Source organism: uncultured Bradyrhizobium sp. (assembly GCF_936943645.1).
GTDB lineage: Bacteria > Pseudomonadota > Alphaproteobacteria > Rhizobiales > Xanthobacteraceae > Bradyrhizobium.
Genome location: NZ_CAKZJO010000086.1, coordinates 1 through 19980, shown reverse-complemented (window position 1 = coordinate 19980; position 19980 = coordinate 1). Strand labels below are relative to the sequence as shown.

The 19980-nt window shown below is 63.2% G+C and carries 19 protein-coding genes; 8 read left to right on the top strand and 11 right to left on the bottom strand.

From position 1 onward, the window contains the following. Nucleotides 1–136: 136 nt before the first annotated feature. Genes Q0743_RS25450 through Q0743_RS25440 form a run of 3 tightly spaced genes read left to right on the top strand, consistent with a single transcriptional unit; the run spans nt 137 to nt 3376 of the window. A complete protein-coding gene (locus Q0743_RS25450; RefSeq protein ID WP_298244234.1) occupies nt 137–1924 on the top strand; it encodes a hypothetical protein in 1788 nt (595 codons plus the stop codon). Beyond that, nucleotides 1908–2672, top strand: coding sequence for a hypothetical protein (locus tag Q0743_RS25445; protein WP_298244233.1), 765 nt, complete (start codon nt 1908–1910; stop codon nt 2670–2672). Before Q0743_RS25450 ends, Q0743_RS25445 begins: the two co-directional genes overlap by 17 nt. Continuing rightward, nucleotides 2669–3376 carry a hypothetical protein gene (locus Q0743_RS25440; RefSeq protein WP_298244232.1) on the top strand — a complete coding sequence of 236 codons (708 nt, stop codon included), beginning with the start codon at nt 2669–2671 and terminating at the stop codon, nt 3374–3376. Before Q0743_RS25445 ends, Q0743_RS25440 begins: the two co-directional genes overlap by 4 nt. A gap of 282 nt (nt 3377–3658) precedes the next feature. Here the strand turns inward: Q0743_RS25440 and Q0743_RS25435 are convergent, their stop codons facing one another. Further along, nucleotides 3659–4669: a tripartite tricarboxylate transporter substrate binding protein gene (locus Q0743_RS25435; protein WP_298244231.1), complete on the bottom strand. Its 1011-nt coding sequence runs from the start codon at nt 4667–4669 to the stop codon at nt 3659–3661. 513 nt (nt 4670–5182) lie between these two features. On the opposite strand from Q0743_RS25435, the gene Q0743_RS25430 reads away from it, so the two are divergent. Together Q0743_RS25430 and Q0743_RS25425 are read left to right on the top strand one after the other, a co-directional pair. Then, the gene (locus Q0743_RS25430; RefSeq protein WP_298244230.1) at nt 5183–6454 is read left to right on the top strand and encodes a DUF2157 domain-containing protein; all 1272 of its coding nucleotides are present in this window, start codon (nt 5183–5185) and stop codon (nt 6452–6454) included. Further along, nucleotides 6451–7056, top strand: a complete 606-nt coding sequence (locus Q0743_RS25425) for a GDYXXLXY domain-containing protein (RefSeq protein WP_298244229.1) — start codon at nt 6451–6453, stop codon at nt 7054–7056. Before Q0743_RS25430 ends, Q0743_RS25425 begins: the two co-directional genes overlap by 4 nt. Before the next feature lie 32 nt (nt 7057–7088). Here the strand turns inward: Q0743_RS25425 and Q0743_RS25420 are convergent, their stop codons facing one another. From Q0743_RS25420 to Q0743_RS25410, 3 genes are all read right to left on the bottom strand, one after another. Continuing rightward, nucleotides 7089–8693, bottom strand: coding sequence for an SEC-C metal-binding domain-containing protein (locus Q0743_RS25420; protein ID WP_298244228.1), 1605 nt, complete (start codon nt 8691–8693; stop codon nt 7089–7091). Nucleotides 8694–8728: 35 nt separating this feature from the next. Continuing rightward, on the bottom strand, nt 8729–9391 hold the full coding sequence (locus tag Q0743_RS25415; protein ID WP_298244227.1) for a hypothetical protein: 663 nt from the start codon (nt 9389–9391) through the stop codon (nt 8729–8731). Nucleotides 9392–9510: 119 nt separating this feature from the next. After that, entirely contained in the window at nt 9511–10875 is a 1365-nt protein-coding gene (locus tag Q0743_RS25410) for a PLP-dependent aminotransferase family protein (protein WP_298244226.1), read from the bottom strand. 165 nt (nt 10876–11040) lie between these two features. On the opposite strand from Q0743_RS25410, the gene Q0743_RS25405 reads away from it, so the two are divergent. Then, the gene (locus tag Q0743_RS25405; RefSeq protein ID WP_298244225.1) at nt 11041–11901 is read left to right on the top strand and encodes a DMT family transporter; all 861 of its coding nucleotides are present in this window, start codon (nt 11041–11043) and stop codon (nt 11899–11901) included. A 16-nt stretch (nt 11902–11917) separates the two neighbouring features. On the opposite strand, the gene Q0743_RS25400 is transcribed toward Q0743_RS25405, so the two are convergent. The 3 genes from Q0743_RS25400 to Q0743_RS25390 all read right to left on the bottom strand — a co-directional run bounded on the left by Q0743_RS25400 (nt 11918) and on the right by Q0743_RS25390 (nt 14994). Then, entirely contained in the window at nt 11918–13126 is a 1209-nt protein-coding gene (locus Q0743_RS25400) for an EAL domain-containing response regulator (protein WP_298244224.1), read from the bottom strand. A gap of 48 nt (nt 13127–13174) precedes the next feature. Then, nucleotides 13175–13597, bottom strand: a complete 423-nt coding sequence (locus Q0743_RS25395) for a hypothetical protein (RefSeq protein WP_298244223.1) — start codon at nt 13595–13597, stop codon at nt 13175–13177. A 233-nt stretch (nt 13598–13830) separates the two neighbouring features. Further along, nucleotides 13831–14994 (bottom strand): hypothetical protein, encoded by a 1164-nt coding sequence (locus Q0743_RS25390; protein WP_298244222.1) that lies wholly within the window; start codon nt 14992–14994, stop codon nt 13831–13833. A 335-nt stretch (nt 14995–15329) separates the two neighbouring features. On the opposite strand from Q0743_RS25390, the gene Q0743_RS25385 reads away from it, so the two are divergent. Then, nucleotides 15330–15953: a LuxR C-terminal-related transcriptional regulator gene (locus Q0743_RS25385; protein WP_298244221.1), complete on the top strand. Its 624-nt coding sequence runs from the start codon at nt 15330–15332 to the stop codon at nt 15951–15953. Nucleotides 15954–16003: 50 nt separating this feature from the next. Here Q0743_RS25385 and Q0743_RS25380 read toward each other — a convergent pair whose 3' ends face one another. The 4 genes from Q0743_RS25380 to Q0743_RS25365 all read right to left on the bottom strand — a co-directional run bounded on the left by Q0743_RS25380 (nt 16004) and on the right by Q0743_RS25365 (nt 18577). Further along, a complete protein-coding gene (locus Q0743_RS25380) occupies nt 16004–16252 on the bottom strand; it encodes a hypothetical protein (RefSeq protein WP_100179392.1) in 249 nt (82 codons plus the stop codon). 191 nt (nt 16253–16443) lie between these two features. Continuing rightward, complete coding sequence (locus Q0743_RS25375) at nt 16444–16821, bottom strand: Hpt domain-containing protein (protein ID WP_298244220.1); 378 nt, start codon at nt 16819–16821, stop codon at nt 16444–16446. A 157-nt stretch (nt 16822–16978) separates the two neighbouring features. After that, nucleotides 16979–17677, bottom strand: coding sequence for a Crp/Fnr family transcriptional regulator (locus Q0743_RS25370; RefSeq protein WP_298244219.1), 699 nt, complete (start codon nt 17675–17677; stop codon nt 16979–16981). Between the two features lie 189 nt (nt 17678–17866). Continuing rightward, nucleotides 17867–18577 (bottom strand): Crp/Fnr family transcriptional regulator, encoded by a 711-nt coding sequence (locus tag Q0743_RS25365; protein ID WP_298244218.1) that lies wholly within the window; start codon nt 18575–18577, stop codon nt 17867–17869. Between the two features lie 438 nt (nt 18578–19015). Here Q0743_RS25365 and Q0743_RS25360 point away from each other — a divergent pair, with 438 nt between their 5' ends. After that, a complete protein-coding gene (locus Q0743_RS25360; protein WP_298244339.1) occupies nt 19016–19498 on the top strand; it encodes a response regulator in 483 nt (160 codons plus the stop codon). Nucleotides 19499–19980: the final 482 nt, after the last annotated feature.

The window sequence follows — 19980 nt, the reverse complement described above, 5'->3', positions numbered from 1 at the left end:
TCGGCGGGGAAGGTGACGTCAGCAAGCGGGGATTCGGCTTGGGGGTCTAATGCAGGGCGGTTCGGTGGGACAGGTTTGGGAGTGGATCTGGCCGCGGGTGGGGCCAACTCCCATTTCGCAGGGGCTGGATTTCGAGATGTTCGATCGTCCCGATTATCCCTATTCAGAAACGTTCGTCCGCGAAGCCATCCAAAACAGTCTTGATGCACGCTTGGACACTGAGCAGCCGGTCATCATCAGTTTCAATTTTCATACGGACACGCTCGGTCCACGCCGCCGCTTCTTTGAACGCGCGATCGAGTTCCGCCGGAAGGCTAAATACGGGATCCCCGAAGAATGGGACAACGATCAAATAGCTTGGCTCACGATCGAAGATTTCAACGCCAAGGGTCTTGGTGGCGACCTGAAGAAGCGCATGAGCGACTTCTGGAATTATTGGCTCAATTTCGGCGTCTCAAACAAGGATGGAACGGGGAGGGGCGGTCGTGGCATCGGGCGGATAACATTTCTCATTGCCTCGAAGCTTCAGACCGTCATTGGCCTGACCCGCCGTAGCGTGGACGGAGTAACGGCGGCTTGTGGCATGTGCGTCCTTAAGGCTTTCGAAGACGCCACCGGCTTCCATTCGACCCACGCCTACCTTGCCAGCAGCGAACATAATTCGATCTACAATCTATATAGTTCCAGCATTTTTCACCGCGGTATCGAGCAGGCGTTTAATCTCAAGGGCTATGATCAAGGTGGTCATGCCAGTGGACTCGCGCTTGTCATTCCTTATCCGCACCCGGAACTCAGTGGTGACGGCATTCTGGCATCGGCGATCGAGCATTTCGCGCCGGCGATCATCAACGGAACACTCATCGTTCGCGTCAATGGTGAGCAGCTAGACGAAAAATCAATCGAAACTGCTGCCGCTCGTGTGGCGGCAAAAATTCATGACGAAGCCATATCAAAAGATTCTGCGCGATACCTCGCATTGATCCGTCGCTGCCTCGCCAATAATTCAATTGAAATCCCGCTTACAGACGCAAAAAGCGACCTGAAGGCAGCGTTACAGACGCTCCGCGACCAGCCGCTTGGACAGAAGCTTCAGACGGCCACCGAAAACGACGAGCCGATCGGCATCCGGATTCGGTTCAACCTTGAGCGAAACGGACAGGTCTCGCACGTCGTGCTTCGCGCAGTGCTTGCCCGAGCACCCCATGGCAAGTTGCCCATCGACCGCTTTTTTCGTGAAGGCATGGCCCTGCCTGAAGTGAAGGCCCGCAATCCCGGGGTTTTCGATGCCGTCCTGCTTGTCGATGACCATCTTCTGGCGACCTATCTCAATTTCTGCGAAGGCAAGGCCCATCTCGACCTCCTTGAATCAAAGGACATCAAGACGAAGCTCGAGGAAAATGGTTTCCGCTCCAACTTCAGGGTCAGGCGCTTCGTAAAATCGCTTCCGGTTGAACTGCGCAACTTGCTCACGCCTAACATCGCCGAGCCAGATGCGGACGTGTTCAGCTCGTTTTTCTCCATACCGAGCGATGATCCCGGCAAGCGAACCGGAGGTGGTAACGACGATGTTGATACGCCGCCGCCACCACCACCTCCTCCACCGCCGGTCGTCGCCGCAGTGTTGATTGAAAAACTAGACAACGGGTTCCGCATCAAGGCCAACCCGAAATACGAAAACTGGCCAATCAGCCTTTCCGTCAGGATTGCGTATGCTGACGGCACGCGGAATCCGGGGTGGGCCGAATACGATTTTACGCCTTCAGAGCTTTCCACTGACTATCAGGATTGCGACATCTCTTTTACCGACAACCGGCTTCAGGCAACCAACTGCGGTTCGGATTTTTCCATCGGGGTAACAGGCTTCGATGCAAACCGCGAGCTTGACACCCGGATCAGGACGACACGCGATGCGCAGACGGATTAGATTAACGGGACGGCGGCAGCTCAGTCGCTCCAGCGTCGAACTCAAGATTGCCGAGGTGCCCGGGAAGCGGCTCCTGACGCTCGGGATCGTGGAACAGAGATCGTTTCAGGGATTTCCGCCTGACGCTCGTGTCACCGTGCGCCTCTACGAGAACAAGTTGGTCGAGATCGCCGATTTCGGCAATCTCGGATCGCTGAACACAGTTGCTGAAATCCAGAACAAATCCTTTGTTGCGCCATCCGTTCAATTGCGGGTAGCCGCAACATCCGAAAACAATCGAAGCCTGCTGCTTGGAAGTACTGATAGCTGGACGCTTCAGCCGGAGAAGTCAAACTCCCAGAACAAAAACACAGACGGAATTCTTCTTTTCCTGCCTGCAAGAACTGCTCCTCGCGTATGGAGCCTTGACATTCGTGATGATGACTATCCAGTCGTGTACGTTGACGAACGAATTCCCGATCCCGCTACATGGGCCCGGACTGATGCAGCTTTCACTGGCTGCGCGCTTCCGGCAATACTTCTGCAGATTTTTGAAGACATATTTGACCAATCCAATCCGCACGACATTGAGTGGATGCAGGACTGGATCAAATGGGCCGGCATCCTGATGCCAGGCAAAAAGCCGCCACTTAGCGAATCCCGCGCCGACAGGCGTAAATGGGTTGACGATCTGGTGGATACCTTTGCGCAACGACATCAGCTTGCTGACCGCCTGCTCAAGGTTCTCACGCCGGAAAATCAACAATGAGATACGCATCGCTTTATCAGTTTACGGACGCCGGAAATTCACTTTTCGAGCGCGCTTTCAATGGCACCCTCGACGAGATGGCCGTGGACTTGGACGATCCAGCGATCGCTCAGATGATCCCGGGTACGGGACCATTCCAAGTGCTTCCGTTCGAAACAGCCAAGGAGATGGCGTTGGCTATCAAAGCCTCGCTCGGCAATCACCAATTACCCACACTCGTTCCGAACACCGGACTTTGGGCATGGCTGACTTTTGTTCTGCGGGATGTTCTTTTTTTGCGTGACAAAGCCGGGCGGCGCGAGTTCGGCGAGGTTCATCGCTGGTACCCCAGCAACCCCAATGACTGGCAAAAAGCGCAGCGTCACTTGGTGAGAATGCCGGTTCTTCTTGTGGATACTCTAGGCGACACTGCAGATCATCTGCTTTGCGGAAGTCCCGCGGTTCTTCCTGAAATCCGGGAGCAACTGACAAGTCAGCAGGATATGTTTCACCCTGTCTTTCAGGCCGCCGCTCGCGCGCTTTACTATGACCCTGAAAAGCAGAAGCTGAAAAAAGGCGCAGGTGGAAAGAAGGGCGGGACACCCCGGCGATTGGCTAAGGTCCGCTCCCAACTGGATGTCACTTGGGATATGTATGATCTTACTCCAGAAAAGCTTGTTGGGTTGCTGCCCAAGGAGTTCGATCGTTTCCGACAGGTAGCGTAGCGATATCGCATAAATTCAACTGCATTATCTTGTAACCTTTCGTAAGGTGCACATTTGGGCTGCCACAATTCTAAGCTCAAACCTGAGCGCTATCGGCTTTTTTTATGCAAGTCAGTTGCAATGACAGTGCACTAAGCTGGCGCTGTTCGACCGCTAACGTCGGGCAGACAAAATTCCGAACTGGCGTCGACGCCGTAGCTAAGTCATCTTCAAGAGGCTCGATCGGAATCCCGCCTATCCGTCGAGCGGGATCGCTTCGGGATCGAGTGCGAACGCCCCCCGCTACCGCTCCCCAATCCCCGCCCTCTCAACCACCCGCCTGTTTCGCGCCGTCTCCTCGACGATGAACGGCACCAGCTCGGCCGGCCCCTTGTCGGCGATCGAGACCTGGCCGTTGGCGGCGAGGTCCGCGGCGATGCCGGGGTCGGCGAGCACGGCGGCCATCGCCTCGGAGAGCTTGCTCACGATTTTCGGGTCGGTGCCGGCGGGAAGCGAGACCCAGGTCGAGCCGGCATTGACGGCGTCGGGGTAGCCGGCCTCGAGCACCGTCGGCGCGTCGGGCAGCGCGGCCATCCGCGTAGCACCAGTGGTGCCGAGCACCTTGACCTTGCCGGTGTCGATCAGCGGCCGGAGCACGGTGAGGTAGTCGAAGGAGACGTCCAGGATGCCCGACATCATGTCGGTCATCTGGTTCGAGCCCGACTTGTAGGGCACGTGGGTCAGCTTGATGCCGGCGGCCGCCTGGAACATCTCGCCGGCGAGATGCTGGGCGGTGCCCGGGCCGGGGGAGCCGAAGTTGACCTTGCCCGGGCTCGCCTTCGCGTAGGCGACGAACTCGGCCAGCGTGTTGTAGGGCGCCGCCGCCGTCGCGACGAGGACCTGGTTCGACGAGCTCACGCCGCGAACGTGGACATAGCTCTTCAGCGGGTCGTAGTTGAGCTTCGTCAGTCCCAGATTCGGCTGGATCGTCATCGGCCCGCCGGACGCGTAGAGCACGGTGTAGCCGTCCGCTTGCGCCCGCGCCACGAACTCCGTCCCGATGGTGCCGCCGGCGCCGGGCCGGTTCTCCACCACCACGGGCTGCCCGAGCCGCGTCCGCAGCAGCTCGGCGATCTTGCGCGAGACGAGGTCGGTGACGCCGCCGGCGCCGAACGGCACCACCCAGGTGATCGTGCGGTTCGGCCAGGAGTTCGCAGCCGCATCTGCCGCGGTATCCGCAGCCGAAGCCGCGGCCGTCTGCGCCCTCGCGGGGCCCGCATGAAATGCCGGACTCGCCGCGGCCACGAGACACATCAGCGCTCGTGAAAGCGCGCGCGTCACGGTCTCCCCTCGGCGCCCGCGCAGGCCGCGGCCCGCGCCGGCTCCCGCGGCGGCGTGTTGCGGACCGCTCGCATGGTCTGCTCGCTCCCGGAGTCGCGCAGATGCAAACGCCATGGATGCAGTCCTCCCATCGGTACAGTGTGGCCGTTGATGGCCATCTTGACCGGAGGCTACAGTCTTGAATCCCTGCCAACCATGGGCGCAGTCCGAGCATCACTTTTGCAGAATATGAAAAGATCGATGGATCGCCGTCCGGCCAAAGCTTGCGATCGCCCGGATCGCTTGCGCCCCAAAAACTGCCCGACGCCTCACCGCGCAAGTCATTGATGTTGCAGCGGCCGTCTACTGTGCATGGGGTTGTTTTCGCACTTTTTGGTGTCGGGGGCCGAAGACCCCGCGCTGCGCGGTGCCAGCTTGAACCCGCGGCGTCCACGATCCGACCCAGCAACGTCCCGCCATTCGCCGAGCCCGAGGTAACCCTCCACGATGTTCGAGAAGACCTACCGCGATCGCCTCGAAGCTGATCTTGCGCAATGGGAGGCCGATGGCGTGATTGCGCCGGCGGCGGCTGCTGCCATCCGTCATGCGCTGCCGCCGCTGCCGGCGGGCATCAATATCGCCGTCGTGGTCGGCATTGTCGGCGGCCTGTTGATCGCAGCCGCTTTCCTCGCCTTCGTGGCGGCGCACTGGACCGAGATCGCGCGGCTGGCGCGGTTTGCGATCCTGCTCGCCGGCATGATCGTCGCAGGCGCGCTTGGCGCATGGTTCGCGACGACGGGCCGCAACGTCCTCGCCGATCTCTGCGCGAGCATCGGGGCGATCATCTTCGGCGCGGGCATCGCGCTGGTCGGCCAGATGTATCATCTCGGCGAGGATTTTGCCGGCGGCATGCTGCTGTGGTCGATCGGCGCATTCGCCGCAGCGATGCTGACCGGGTCGCGCGGTGCGCTCGCGGTCGGCCTCGTCGCCGCCTGCATCTGGACCTGCATGCGGATCTACGACACGCCCGACGTTCTGCATCTTCCGTATCTGGTGGTCTGGCTGATTGCCGCCGGCCTTGCCTTCGCCTGGAATTCCCGTGTCGCCGCCCATCTCGTCGCGATCGCGGTGCTGCCGTGGTGGATCGCGACGTCGTTTCGGTTCGAGTTCGACGGCGCCCCGCCGTCCTTCGTGCTCGCGAACGGTGCGGCCCTGCTGTTCGGCGCCGGACTGGCGATAGCAGCTTGGCCCTCGCCGCGGGCGGCCCGGCTCGGCAGCGTTCTGTCGATCTACGGCGCGTTTGCGCTGGCCGCCGCCGCTGCCCTGGAGGTGACGACGGTCGACGACAACTTTCTGTTCCGGAGCCGCATCGCGTCCGGCCAGCCGCTGTGGTCGATCCTGTGCGGGGCGGCGGGCGTGATCCTCACCTTCGTCTCCGCTGCGTTCACCAGGCGCGCCGGTGAAATCCTTGCCGCCTGCGCCATCGGGCTCGTGCTGCTCGCCGCGCCGGTCTGGCCGGTCTCCACGGCCGGCGAGCCCTGGCCGGCTTATGCGGCACTGCTTTGTGCCATGCTCTGCCTCGTCGTGTCGGGCGTGCTCGACGAGGTGCGTCCGCGCATCATCGCCGGCTGGCTCGGGATCGCCGGCGTCATCGCCGGCATCACCTGGGCGGTGAAGGGATCGCTGCTCGGCCGCTCGGCGTTCCTTGCGGCGGCCGGCATCGTCGCCGTCGCCTTTGCCACCGCGCTCAATCGTTTGCTGCCGAGGAGTGCGCGATGAACCAGCTGGCCATGTCCTTAGCCGCGCTCTGGCACCGTACCCCGAAAGCCGTGCTGTTCGGCGTCGCCGTGCTCGTGCAATGCGCGCTGCTGGTGCTGATGGTCGCCGACCGCATGCAGATCCTGCGCGAAGGCCGTGAGGTGACGCTGCAGACGCAGCCGGTCGATCCGCGCGATCTGCTGCGCGGCGACTATGTCGTGCTGCGCTACGACATCTCGCAACTGCCGGCAGGTCATCTCGCCGGCAAGTCGACTGATGCGCGCAATCCCGTCGTGTTCGTCAAGCTCGCGCCCAATGCCGACGGGCTTTACGCCGCGGTGTCGGTGCATGCCGGGCCGGTGCCGGTCACCGCACCCGAGGTACAGATCCGCGGCCGCGTCAGCTATTCCTGCGGAACCAACATCCGCACCTTCTGCGACAGGCTGACGATCAAATACGGCCTCGAAAGCTATTTCGTGCCCGAAGGCGAGGGCGGCAAGCTCGAGCAGGCCCGCAACCAGCAGAAGCTGCGCATCGTCGCCGCCGTGCTGCCCTCGGGCCGCGCCGCCATCAAGCGGCTGCTGCTCGACGGCGAGAAGGTGTACGAGGAGCCGCTGTATTAGCCGGAGGTCGTTCCTGCTCTTAGTTCCTGCGCTCAGTCGGAATCCGACGCCGTCTCATGCGCGCCGTGGCAATGCTTGAAGCGCTTTCCTGAATTGCACGGGCAGGGATCGTTGCGGCGCAGGCCCGCAAACGCTGTCGGCGTCTTGGCTTCGTCGGGTATCCTCACGAGGGGGGCAGATGGGAGGTCCGAAACCGTGGCCGCCAATGCCGGCGGGGGCCGTGCGTTCCGGCGATTCATCAGCCACCCCACGAACGATGCGGTCGCCACGAACCCGGCCAGGATCATCGCGCCCGTCTTGGTGTCGTCCGCCTCCTTGCGCTTCCGCTCCTCGGCCTCTCTCTCGTCTTGAAGACGCTTCTCTTCCCGATCCACGAACCACTTTGCCGCGGCCTGAAGCGCCGTCGCCGGAACGGCCCAGCTCACCGATGTCTTTTCCGGCCGCGAGAGAGCGACCGCCCGCGACAGCAATGTCATTTGCGACGGCGAATTGCCTGCTGAACCGACGCGGGTCGCCGTCACGCGTTTCGTCAGCCCCAGCGAAACGCCGCCACAGACCGACGAGACCAGCGTTATACGACGGTTGCCCTTGGTCTCTTCGAGGGTTTCCCAACGCCCCAGGCCTGGAAGTGAATCCGGCAATTCGACGTGGTCGATCTGATGGGCATCGATCAGCGGCGTGATATGATAGGTGAGAAGATCCTGCTCCTTCAGGATATGTGCGATCGCGAAATGCCGGTAGATGTTGTACATGTCGCGCCAGATCGGCTCGGCACGAAACGTCTCCTCCATGCGCGCGGTCCAGTCGCAGGCGAACTCCCTGGCGATGGGGTCTTCGTTCCCGTTCTTGGCACCTGCATCCGCATTGGCGTCGGCGTCGCTAAGGATCACCTGGGCCGATTGCAGGGACGCGATCTGGTAATCGTGCGCATACTCGAACTTGCCGGGTTCGAACCAGAACCGGCGCCGGCTGCTCCAGTCGCCCGTTGACGTGCCGGCCCGGAGCATCTGCCGCGACTGGTTGAGCCGGCGCGCGAACGTCCCCGGCAGGGGCGGGTCGACCGGCAATTGCAGCGTACCCTGCGAAACCTGCTTCATGCGATAGTCGGCTTCGACCAGCACCTTCGTGACGCGGCAATGCCTGGGCAGCGAGTCCACGCGAACCATTTGCGGCTGCTGCGAGCACATGCGCAGATATTGTTGCCTGGCGGCCGCGTCGCGCCCGGCAATCTGGTCGAGGCCGGGCGTCTGGCTTCTGTCCGGGTCCAGCGAAATGCCCGGCTCGATATTCCCGTACTTCCTGTTGGCCGACCTGATCGCGACGATGAGATCGTCGAGGTAAAGATCCGGCTGGCCTCTCTCGGCAACGCCGCAGAGCAGGATATCGTAGTCGTCATCCTGGCAGACGGTATCAATCCGGGTCAGACCCGTAAGCCGCTTCGATCCGCCTGATTTGGCTTGTCTCAACGCTTCGCGCAGCGAAACGGCGACTTCAGCCCGCATGTTCGTGGTCACCGTCGCGGGCGGAGCCTTGCACGCGCTGTCAGCCGCCAACGCAGCCAGGGGCTGTTGCGCGACGAGCGCGCTCGCGCCCGACGCCAGAAAGCCGCGCCGATTGACAAGCACTCTGTGCATCATGGAGGTCTACGTCCCCGCTTCGAGAAATTCTTCGGTTAAGTATCCGGCTTCTTCAAATTGAGAACCTTGCGGCGGAGCTCGCTGAGGTCGCCTTCCTTTCCGGTCGGAACGGCGCCTATGTGCACGCCGCCGACAGCTGCCGGGGCGGGCCGCTGGGTCGGGCCGCTGACGTCCGATTCGCGAGTCCTTGCGCCGACGCCAGCCGAGTTCGAGCTTGATGCAGCCGGCTCGCGGGCGCCGCTGACGCCGGACTCCCGGGTTGGGCCGGAATTCCCCCGCGGCAAGGCATTCGACCTCGGGGGGCTGGGAGCCACGCGCCCGCCGCCGTCACCCGAAACGTCCGACTCCAGCGGCGTGCGCTGATTGCGCCAGTGCTGGAATTGCTGCAGCTCGCGAGCGGCGGCAGCCGCGCTGTTGAGCCGCATTTGCTCCTCTTGGGGACTTTCGTAGTCCGGCCGGGTCGTGAGATTCTCTCTCAACGATGCCTTGTCGATGCATTCTCCGGAATCATAGCCGGTTCGAACGACGTGCTGCTTGTGAGCGTCGCACTCCATGCATTTGTTATACAGGCCCTGCAGTTCCACCGAGATGTAACTGCAGTTCCAACTGGGTCCGAACTTCTTCTGCAAGGTCTCGGCCTGAGCCGGAAAGTGGAATAGCCCGAGTGCGGCAATTGCCGCGAGAATGAAGGAGCGCATGACGTCGTTCGGTTGAATATGATTGGATCGACAGGCGATAAAATACAGCTTCGCAGCTTAATCCAGCGACGCCGTACGGCAACCGATTTCTCTCTCCCTGCCGGGAACCGCCGCGCTGGCTATGTCGGCGCCGCCTTCAGCGCCCGCCGCAGCACCTCCCACGTCCGAGGGTCGTTCATCTGCGCCACGTTGAAGCGCATGAAGTGCCGGGACGTCTGCGCCACGCTGAAGACGTTGCCGGGCGCCAGCACGACATCCTCCTCGAGCGCGGCACGCGCGACCTGGGTCGCGTCCTGACCGTCCGTGAGGCGGCACCACAGGAAGAAGCCGCCGCGCGGCATCAGCCAGGGCTCGACGCCGATCGCCCCGAGTTTCCGCGCGATGTCGCGGCGCGCCCGTGTCAGTTTTTGCCGGAGCTCGTCCATGTGCTTGCGATAGCCGCCGCCGGCCAGCACCTTGGCGATGATCTCCGTCGCGACCGGGCTGGGGCCGCCGAAGCTGGTGGCGACCTGGAGGTCGACGAGATGCTCGATCCAGTCGGCGCGCGCGGCGATGTAGCCCGAGCGGACCGAGGCCGACAGCGTCTTGGAGAAGCTGCCGATGCGGATCACGCGATTGAGCCCGTCCAGCGCGGCAAGCCGCGGCGAGCGCTCCGGCTCGAAGTCGCCGAAGATGTCGTCCTCGATGATGGTGAGGTCGTGCGCGGCGGCCGCCGTCAGCAGCCGGTGCGCGGTCGCAAGCGACATCGTCGCGCCGGTCGGATTGTGCAGGGCCGAATTGGTGATGTAGAGCCTGGGACGCTCGGCGCCGAGAATCTGCTCGAAACGCGCGACGTCGGGGCCCGATTGCGTATGGGGCACGCTGACGATCCTGGCCTGATGCGCCCGCAGCAGCGCGCGGAAATTGAAGTAGCAGGGGTCGTCGACCAGCACCGTGTCGCCGGGCCGGAGCAGGAAGCGGCAAATCAGATCGGTGGCCTGCGTGCCCGAGCCCGTCAGCATGAGCTGATCGACGGAAGCGTGAATCGAATCCTCAGCGAGGCGCGCGAGCAGCAGCCGGCGCAGCGAAACAGCGCCGCGCGTGCTGCCATAGTCGGTCAACAGATCCGCGTCCGTCCGCGCCAGCGCACGGATGGCGCGGCGCAAGCCCGCCTCCGGCATCCAGCTCGCCGGCAGCCAGCCGCAGCCGGGCTTCGGCACGGCGTCGTCGGCATCGAGCGATTGCCGGGAGACCCAGAACGGGTCGACTTCGCGGTCGCGCCGCGGCTCGGCTTCGGCAAGCGCAAGCGGCGGCAGGATCGTCTGCGAGACGTAGAAGCCCGAGCCGCGGCGGGCGCGGATCAGGCCTTCGGCGGCCAGGCGATCATAGGCCTCCACCACCGTGGAGGGCGAGACGTCCATCGCTGAGGCGAGGCTGCGGATCGAGGGCAGGCGGTCGCCGGCGCCGAGCGCACGGCCGGCAACCTTGGCGCGGATCGCGCTCATCACCTCGACGGTCCGCGTGCCGCCGCGACCTCCGGTTTGCGCCTCGTCCGGCAAAGTGTACGTCCTTCCATACCCATACAGTTCGGCCAGATTGTATTGGATTGTCGCTGGCCTCGCCATCCCGGAAGGGCGAGTGTCGGTGCTCGAAAAGAAAATGAGACGGACATGCAATCTGCGAGCGGCGGCTGGGGTAACGGACTTCTCGGCGTCATCATCTTCAGCGGCTCCCTGCCGGCGACGCGCGTTGCGGTCGGCGGCTTCTCCGCGCTGTTCCTGACCTCGGCGCGCGCGGTCATCGCGGCGCTGATCGGCCTTGCCGTGCTCTTCCTGCTCCGGCAGGCGCGGCCGCAGCGCGGGGATCTGGCCTCGCTCGCGATCGTGTCGATCGGCGTCGTGGTCGGCTTTCCCCTGCTGACCGCGCTCGCGCTTCAGCACATCACCTCCGCGCATTCGATCGTCTTCATCGGCCTGCTGCCCCTGTCGACGGCGATCTTCGCCGTGCTGCGCGGCGGCGAGCGGCCGCAGCCGCTGTTCTGGCTGTTCGCTTGTCTCGGCAGCGCTACGGTGGCCGGCTTCGCCCTGTCCGGCGCCGGTTCGACGTCGCTCACCGGCGATCTCCTGATGGTGGCTGCGATCGTGCTGTGCGGCCTCGGCTATGCCGAAGGGGCCGCGCTGTCGCGCCGGCTCGGCGGCTGGCAGGTGATCTCCTGGGCGCTCCTGCTCGCACTGCCGCTGATGGTGCCGCTCGCAATTCTCACCTGGCCGCCATCCTGGAGCGGCGTCAGCGTGCCCGCCTGGATCGGGCTCGCCTACGTCTCGATCTTCAGCATGTTCGTCGGCTTCATCTTCTGGTACCGCGGCCTTGCGATCGGCGGCATCGCGCGCGTCGGGCAATTGCAACAGCTGCAACCGTTCTTCGGCCTGACGCTCGCTAGCCTTCTGCTGCACGAGCCCGTCGCCTGGAGCATGATCGTCGCGACCATGCTCGTGGTCGCCTGCGTGTTTTTCGCGCGGCGGTACGCGTGAGGCCTGCGCCTCACGCTCACTCCATCACCGTCTTCGTCAGCGCGCTCCTCGCAAACTTCTTCAGCGGCATCGGCTTGCCGAACAGGAAGCCCTGCACGAGGTCGAAGCCGAGCTCGTTGGCAGCGACGAGGTCGGCGCGGCTCTCGACTCCCTGCGCCACCGAACGTGCGCCATAACTCTGCGCAAGCTCGACGATGTGACGGCACACCGTGCGCTTCAACCGGTCATTGCCGCTGCCGGTGACGAATTGCCGGTCGGCCTTCAGCTTCACGAAGGGAATCCTGTCGAGCTCCATCAGCGACGGCCAGTTGGCCCCGAGATTGTCGATCGACAGGCCGATATTGTGAAGGCCGACCTCGCGCGCGACCTCGGTCAGCAGATCGAGGTCGCGGATCGCCTCCTCGCTGTCGATCTCGACCGTCAGCCCGCCGAAGGCCGGATGCGTCGGCACGCGGCGGCAGAGATCGCGCACCGCCTGCGGCTCCTTCAGATAGGACGCGGGCAGGTTGATCGAGAGATTGACCGGGGTCTGCTGCTCCAGCAGAAAATGCCAGTCGCGCATGGCGCGCTCGATCACGAATTCGGAGAGGTCGCGCAGATGCGGATCGTGCTCCTCGGGAATGAAGTAAGCCGGCGGCACCACGCCCCAGGTCGGATGCCGCATCCGCACCAGCGCCTCGGCGCCGCTGCGGACCAGCGTGCGCGCGTCGATCTTGGGCTGGTACCAGAGCTCGAGCCAGCCGGCATGCAGGGCCTCGCCGACATGCACGGCCGGGCTCGGCGCCGGCTCCTCCGGCAGCAGCATGGCGACCCGGTCGCGCAGCGTTTCCGCGGCGAAGGGCGTGGTGAGCGGCGGCAGCATGGCAAGGCCGTATTCCTCACCGACCTGGCGCACGGCCCTGACGATGATCGACTCGCGGGCGCCGACGGCGAGAACCTTGCCGGCAAATGCCTCGCGCACCAGTATTTCGAGAAATCGTCCGGGCTCGATACCGTCGGCGGCGACGCCGAGCAGGATCAGGTCCGGCAATTCGGTGGCGAGCACGGTTTTCAGCTCGTCCGCACTGGCGCATTCGCTGGTGACGAAGCCGAGATCCTCCAGCACCTCGCTGAGGAAGGCGCGCAGATGACGCTTGCTGTCGGCCACGCAGGCGCGCGGCGTTACCTTTCGTCGTCCGAAGGTCACAGGCCTTCGTCCGACGAGTTCAACCATCCCATCGTTCATCAACACCACTCCCGTTCCGTGACGGTTTCTTAAACGCCGAGCGTGGGTTCAAATAAGGAGAGCTTCACATCGTTCTTGAATTATTTGAGTAACGTTAAACCCTGCAACTCGAGCTAATCTTTCGACAGAATCTTCGAAAAGAATTTGCATACCCGAGCACCACGCGCGCAACGATTGCCGGCGCATGCGAAATTTCCTCTCACGCGACATTGCAGCGGTTTTTTGCTCGCTGGCGGATGAAGGCAAGCGATGACGTGGTGTGCCCTTTCGAAGCACCGGCGAGAGCATCGAACGATTAATCGTGAGTGCCTTCGCGGAGCGCGCGACCGCTCGTGCGCGACGAAGACGGTGAAAAGGGATCGCGCCGTCAGTGGCGGATTCGCCTTCGCGCTGTGCGCGCATGTTTGGCTCGCGCGCGCCAAGGTTCTGCGACAACGCGTCCGGGCCTGCCGCCGCGAATGTGAAACGCATCACACGCGTGTTGCTGCAGCTGCGCTATTGCTCCGCACAGCCGGTGGTGGGCTGTCGAGGATTACGACAATGACGACGCGGCGGTTGATGTACTGGTGGTTCAGGGTCGTGATGTCAGGGCGATTTCTCGATCGCTTCCTGTGCCTGCCGCGCGCGCATTAGAGCATGATCCGGAAAAGTGTACCGCGGTGTTCCGAACAGATCATGCTCGAACAATAGACTGCCGCGCGATATCAGGTCTGCCCGATCAATTTGCGAAACGCGGCCGCGCCGTCCTGCATCGCATCGCGCCCCTTCCAGGCCAGATAGGTCAGCTTACCGCCGATCGTGTCGTGGCTGCGCAGCCGGCGCGATCCGAGAATGTGGCCGACATTGGACGGGAAGCGGCTCACCTCGGCGGAGACCAGCGCTGCGATCGCGTCCATCAATTGTTGAAGGCGGACGCCCCATTCGTGACTCTCGATGCCGTCGATGCGCACCTTGAGCGCATATTCGGTGTCGTAGATCTCGGTGAGCAGGTCGCGGGCGACCAGCACCCGGTTGTGCCGGAGCGCGACACGAAGCGCGAGCCGCTTGTCGTCGAGCCGGTCCAGCACCATGGGAATGACGCAGGCATAGGACGTTGCGGCGACATCGGCAACGCTCTTGCTCGCGGCGGCCTTGGTGGCAAGACGCGCCAATTGCCAGGGCGTGGTGAGGCGCCTCGCCACCAGCGCCAGCGCGAACGGCAGGGCTTCGGGCTGCGCCTTCTTGAAGGCGTCGAGCTGTGCGGTGATCTGGGCCACCTGGCCGTCGTCGAACTTGGCGATCTTCTCGGGCAGCTTTTCGTTGAACTTCGGCAGCGCGTTGCCGGCACGCAGCACCAGCTGCATCTTCCTGACGTCGTCGAAGGCGCTGCGCGAGGCGGTGTATTGGGCGAGCTTGCCGCGCGCGAACTCGGCGCTCTCCGTCGATGCCAGGGTGTTCTCGAGGACCTTGATGACCTTGGTCTGGAAGGTCGACGCGATCTTCAAAACTTCCTTCGGGTTGTTGGCGGCGACCTGGTCGTTGATCGCCTTGATGTAGTCGCGTGCCATGGTCGGCAGCAGATCGCGGCAGATCCACTCCCAGATCGGAGTGAGGGTGTTGCGCGAGATCCGCCCCATGTTGGCGTGCTCGGGCGCGCCGTCGATCAGGAGCAGCTCGAGCGGCGCGAAGAAGTAACGCGAAGGGCTCGTGGCGCGCGCCTGGGTCGATCCGTCCTTGCGAAACTCGGCGCGCAGGCGCGACTGAATGTCGGCCGAACCGGGCATGTCGATGCCGCACAGCTCGAGCCGCTCCAGTTCGCTGAGCAGACAGCTGCGCGACAGCGGCGTCAGCCTCTGCAAGAATTCCGACAGCCGATCGATCTCATCCATGGCACGCAATCTTTCGCAGCGTTTCCCGCGGGCGTGCGGGCCCAATGCGTAGAGGCATTTGCGCGCTCTCAACCTCCCTAAGAGAAGCAAGTCGCCGTTAATTATTCCGTAAAAACCGGGGGGCGAGGTCGGGCGAAGGCGGCTGTTAAGGAGTTTTCGGCCCGTTTGCCCAGGACTCCAGCGAAAAACTCAACCCTTGCGTGGTCGCCTGCCGGCCGGCGCAAGCACAAATTGTGCCGACGTCGCCATTTTAGCGCAAAACCGTCAAAATCACCGTAGTCTTACGGAGCAAAAAGTTAACCACAGATCGCCCCCGGTTCCGCTAAATGAGTGACATGGGGTCACAGAATGATACGGCCACCGATTCGCGGCCGTCGGAATGGTACGAAAGCAGCGCCGCTCCAACTGAAGAGCTCGATTTCGTCCGCCTGAGCGCCGCCCGGGCCAAGGCCGCCGACGAAATGGCCGCTGCCATCGCCCGTGAGCTCAACGGCCCCCTGACTGCGCTGCTGCTCTACATGGGCGAGATCAAGCATCACAGCGATCAGCTCGCGCCCGTGACCGGCGATCGTGCCTATCTGCAGCGGGTGGTGGAGAACGCGCTGGCCCAAACCGAGCGCGTCTGCGGTCTGGTCAAGCAGCTTGCAGGTCCTCACAAGGCCGGCCTTGCGATTCCCGCCGGCACCGAGGATGCGGATGCAAAGGCCGCCCGCGCACAGCAAGCCCAACGCGTGCCGAGCGCCGAACTCATCGGCCTGTCCGGCCAGAAGCGCCTGACCAAGCGCGAGCGCGAGGTGCTGAGACTGATCAGCGAAGGCTACTCGAACAAGCAGGGCGCGCTTCGGATGCAGATCAGTCCGCGCACCTTCGAGAGCCATCGTGCCGAGGCGATGCGCAAGCTCGGTGCGCGCAACACCGCGGACCTCGTCCGTGCGGCACTGCTGCATTCAATCGATTGAGGACTTGGCGCCGCAGGTAGCGGCGCGGGCTTGCCGAAAACCGATCGTGCTCAGAAATAATCTTCGGCGAAGGGACGCGCGCGCGAGGCGGGACGCAGCGGCTTGATCTCTTCCTTCGGCCCATTCGGGATGATCGTGATGGTCCAGCGCGGCGGCATGGTCGATTCCTGCTCCAGCACCGAACGCACAAAGCCGGTCACCGTCGATTCTCCCGCCTTCACCGTCGCCATCCGGCCGTTGAACTGTGCGATGCGGAAGCGGCGAACCTCTTTCTGGTCCGCGGTCTCGTAGGTGAACATGGAAAACCCTCCTGGTTTCCCGCGACTATCACCACCTATGATTAGCCATCTCTAAAAATCCCAAGCCGTAGAAGTACGGCGGGTTTCGCGCGGCCCGGGCCGGTGCGACTTGCGCGGCGATCTCTAGAAAAACACTATGCCTGAAAGGGTATCCGAACCGTGATGACGTTTCGTCTCAAATGCATCACGCTTCAGACCTGCGGCTCCTGCGCACGCGCGGCGGCATAAGCCGCATCCATGCGATCCAGGAGATCGCGGAATTCGACGTCGTCGAGCCTCTCCGCGGTTTTCTCCAGCGTCAGCGCCAGCACCGCGAGCCTGGCATAGCCGAACGTCCCGGCCGCGCTCTTCAGCGAATGCGCTTCGCGTGCGATCTTGCCGGCGTGCTGTGCGAGCGAGAGCGTGCGGAACAGCTCCAGGCGCGCGCAGGTCTCGCTCCAGAACACCTCGCGCACTTCACCGGCCCCGTCCTCACCGATCTCGCGCACCAGCGCTTCATAGGCGCGCGGCTCGCGTGCGGGCTCGGCATCGAGCGCCTTTGGCGCCGGGGCGAGGGTGACGTCAAACATGGTCTTGCTGCCTTGATCGCGGGTCATCTGTCGCGCGGCACGTTCCGGCGCGACACCATGTTCCGTGTCTACGGCATTCGAATTTCAGTTCCGGTAGCGGGACGTGAGGTGTTTGCAGACTGGCGTTAGCCGGCGATTTACCATGGAGCCGCGGCGGTCAGCGCGCGCCGAGCAGACGGTCGTACTGCGCCTTCACGGTCGCGTAGCATTCGCATGCCGTCTGGCGCAGGCCGTCGAGGTTGACGATCTGGATGTGCCCGCGGCTGTAATGGATGAAATTGGCCTGCTGCAAGGTATTGGCGACCAGCGACACGCTGTTGCGCCGCGCCCCGATCATCTGCGCCATGGCCTCCTGGGTCAGCAGCAACCGGTAGTCGCCGGACAGGTCGTGCGTGTGCAACAGGCAGCGCGACAGCCGCGCCTCGACCGGATGGGCGGCGTTGCAGCCCGCGGTCTGCTGGACCTGGGCGTAGACCGCCAGCCCATGGCGCGTCAGCGAGGTGCGCAGCGTGCTGCTCTGGTCGGCGGCGATCCGCAGCCGGTCGAGATCCATCACCGATGCAAGGCCCGGAACCAGCACGATGGCGGTATTCAGCGCGCACGCATCGCCCATGGTCGAGAGCGTCCCGAGCAGGCTGTCGCGGCCGATCATGGCGACCTGCACATGTTCACCCTTGGCGAGCTTCACCACCAGCGAGATGACGCCGCGGTGGGGAAAATAAGCGCGCTTCAGCGTCTCGCCGGTCTCGACCAGCACGGCGTCATGGGGCAGATCGACTGTTCGCAGGTGCGGGCGGAGCAATTCATAGTCGTCTGCCGGCAGTGCGGACAGGAAGCCGTTGGCTGAGCGCACCATCGTTTCCAAAGCTGCCTCCCATGTCCTGCACGATCAGATCGCGATGGGCGAAATCACGCCCGGCGCAGGTCAGGTTCCATCATGTTCACGTCGGGATATATTGGCAATTGGGACAAGATGTCCTCCCTGCGACCGTTCCTGGGAATGCTGCATTCACGCCGGCACACAGTCGACGGCCTCGCTCTGTCGTCACGGTGCCGTTCCGACCAGGCGGAGATGGTAGGCTTTCACCGCGGCATAGCACGCGCAAGCCGTCGTTTGCAGCGCCCGCAGATCGAGGATTTCGATGTGGCCCCGGCTGTAGTGGATGATGCCGGTGCGCTGAAGTTCATGCGCAACCAGCGAGATGGCGTTGCGCCGGACCCCGATCATCTGCGCCAGTGCCTCCTGAGTCAGCGGCAGGATTCCACTGTCGGAGAGATCGCGGGCGCGCAAGAGCCAACGCGCGAGCCGCGCCTCCACCGGATGGATCGTATTGCAGAGCAGCGACTGCTGCGCATGCGCCAGCAAGATCTGCTCATGGCGGATCATCAGCTTTCGAAACGGCGTGCTTGCGGCAGCGACGGCACGGAAAGCCGAAATCTCAAGCACGGACGCGGCGCCGGGGAATAGCACGACCACGTCCGAGGGCGCGATGCCGTCGGCCAGCGCCGCGCCGCTGCCTACGGCGCTGTCGCGGCCCAACATCGCAACCTCGATCATCTGTCCTTCGGACAGGCCCACCGTGATCGAAACCGATCCGCCATGCGGGAAGTGGACATATCTCAGCGCGGCACCCGCCTCGCCCAAGACAGACTTCCTGACCATTTCGACCGTCGCGAGATGCGGGCGCAGCAGATCGAAATCCGCAGCATCGAGCAATTGCAGCAGTTGATTGGGCGGGCGGGCGCTCGCGGTCATGCAGGTCAATCCGGCGGGTTCGATGGGACAATCGGCGCGGGGCCCGTTCGTCGTTCAGTTGCACGGCGAACAAAGTTTATTGTAAAGGTTGTAGTGTCGTCCATATACCCGTTAGAGGGCAGACAGGCTGTCTCATTTGCGGCGGAAATAAGAACGGCGCGTTGATTCGCTTTTGAGCGGCGCGTGTCCTGCAAGGGCATGCAGGAAAAAGCGGTAAGGGGGCCTTCATGAGCCGGAAGCATTGCATCCGCGCTGCCATCGGACGCCGGTCGACCCGCGCCGCCTCGTCCGTTGGGCGAGTGCTTACAGCTATCCATTATTGCTCTGAAACCTGGCGCTCGATGACCGCGGATCTCGTTTCCGTCGTCTTCGTTTTTCTCGTCCCGCCAATGATGTTTGCGACCATCCCTCTCTTGATTGAAAGCAAAGGAGAACGGCGTGCCCCACGGTTCAATTATTGAATCGCCGAAACGGGAAGCTCTTACGGGGACCGAAAGTCTACGCCATATTCTCGTTGTCGACGACGACCCGATGGTGTGCATGGCCATCGAGGTCTATCTTCAGCGCAACAATTTTCGAGTGACGATTGCCGAAGGAGGTGAAGCCGGATTGCGCGCTCTCGAAACGGGGCAATTCGATCTGATGGTCATCGATATCTTCATGCCGCACATGCGCGGGTTCGAATCGATCCGGATCTTCCACGAGCGCGCGCCCGTCATTCCGTTGATTGCGATGTCCGGCTACGCCTTTGCAAATTTGAACTCGCCTGCGCCCGATTTCCTGCGGATGGCGCTGGAGCTCGGTGCTGCGCGCTGCCTGCGCAAGCCGTTCACGCCGCACGCGCTGCTCGCCGCCATCAACGATTGCCTGGCGGAGCATCGTCCCGATGGCGACATGAGCTCGGCCGCACGATTGGGTTAGCGTGGCGCGCGCCGCCCTGGCGACGGGGTAACTGTTCGTTTACCGAATGCGCAGACCCTGAAGGTCGCAGCGACAATGTGAGACGAGGAACGCGCGTGCGGCTCCGGTTGCGGGCGGCTCGGTTCAATGCCCCGCAGGCCACCTCTATCGTCCTTCACGAGCAAGCCTTTCCCGCGCGTCTCACCCCGTTGTTATCGGCCCGTTCACCTCACGCCTCCCCGCCGCCGAGGCGCAGAGCCGGTCTTGCCGAAAAGCGTTGCTGCGTGTCGTCAAACCGCAAACTTCTCTTCAATATCCGTATTAGCACGGAGGATGAAATTAACGGGACTGTGAAAGGGGTTGTCTAACGATCCAGGGGAGGGACTTCCGTCCGTGTCAAAGACTGGCTCGGACGTCGAAGTCCAGGTTCAGGTCAGTAAGGCGTAGCTCATGGATGATCTGTTGCGGGAGTTTTTGACGGAGACCAGCGAGAGCCTGGACAC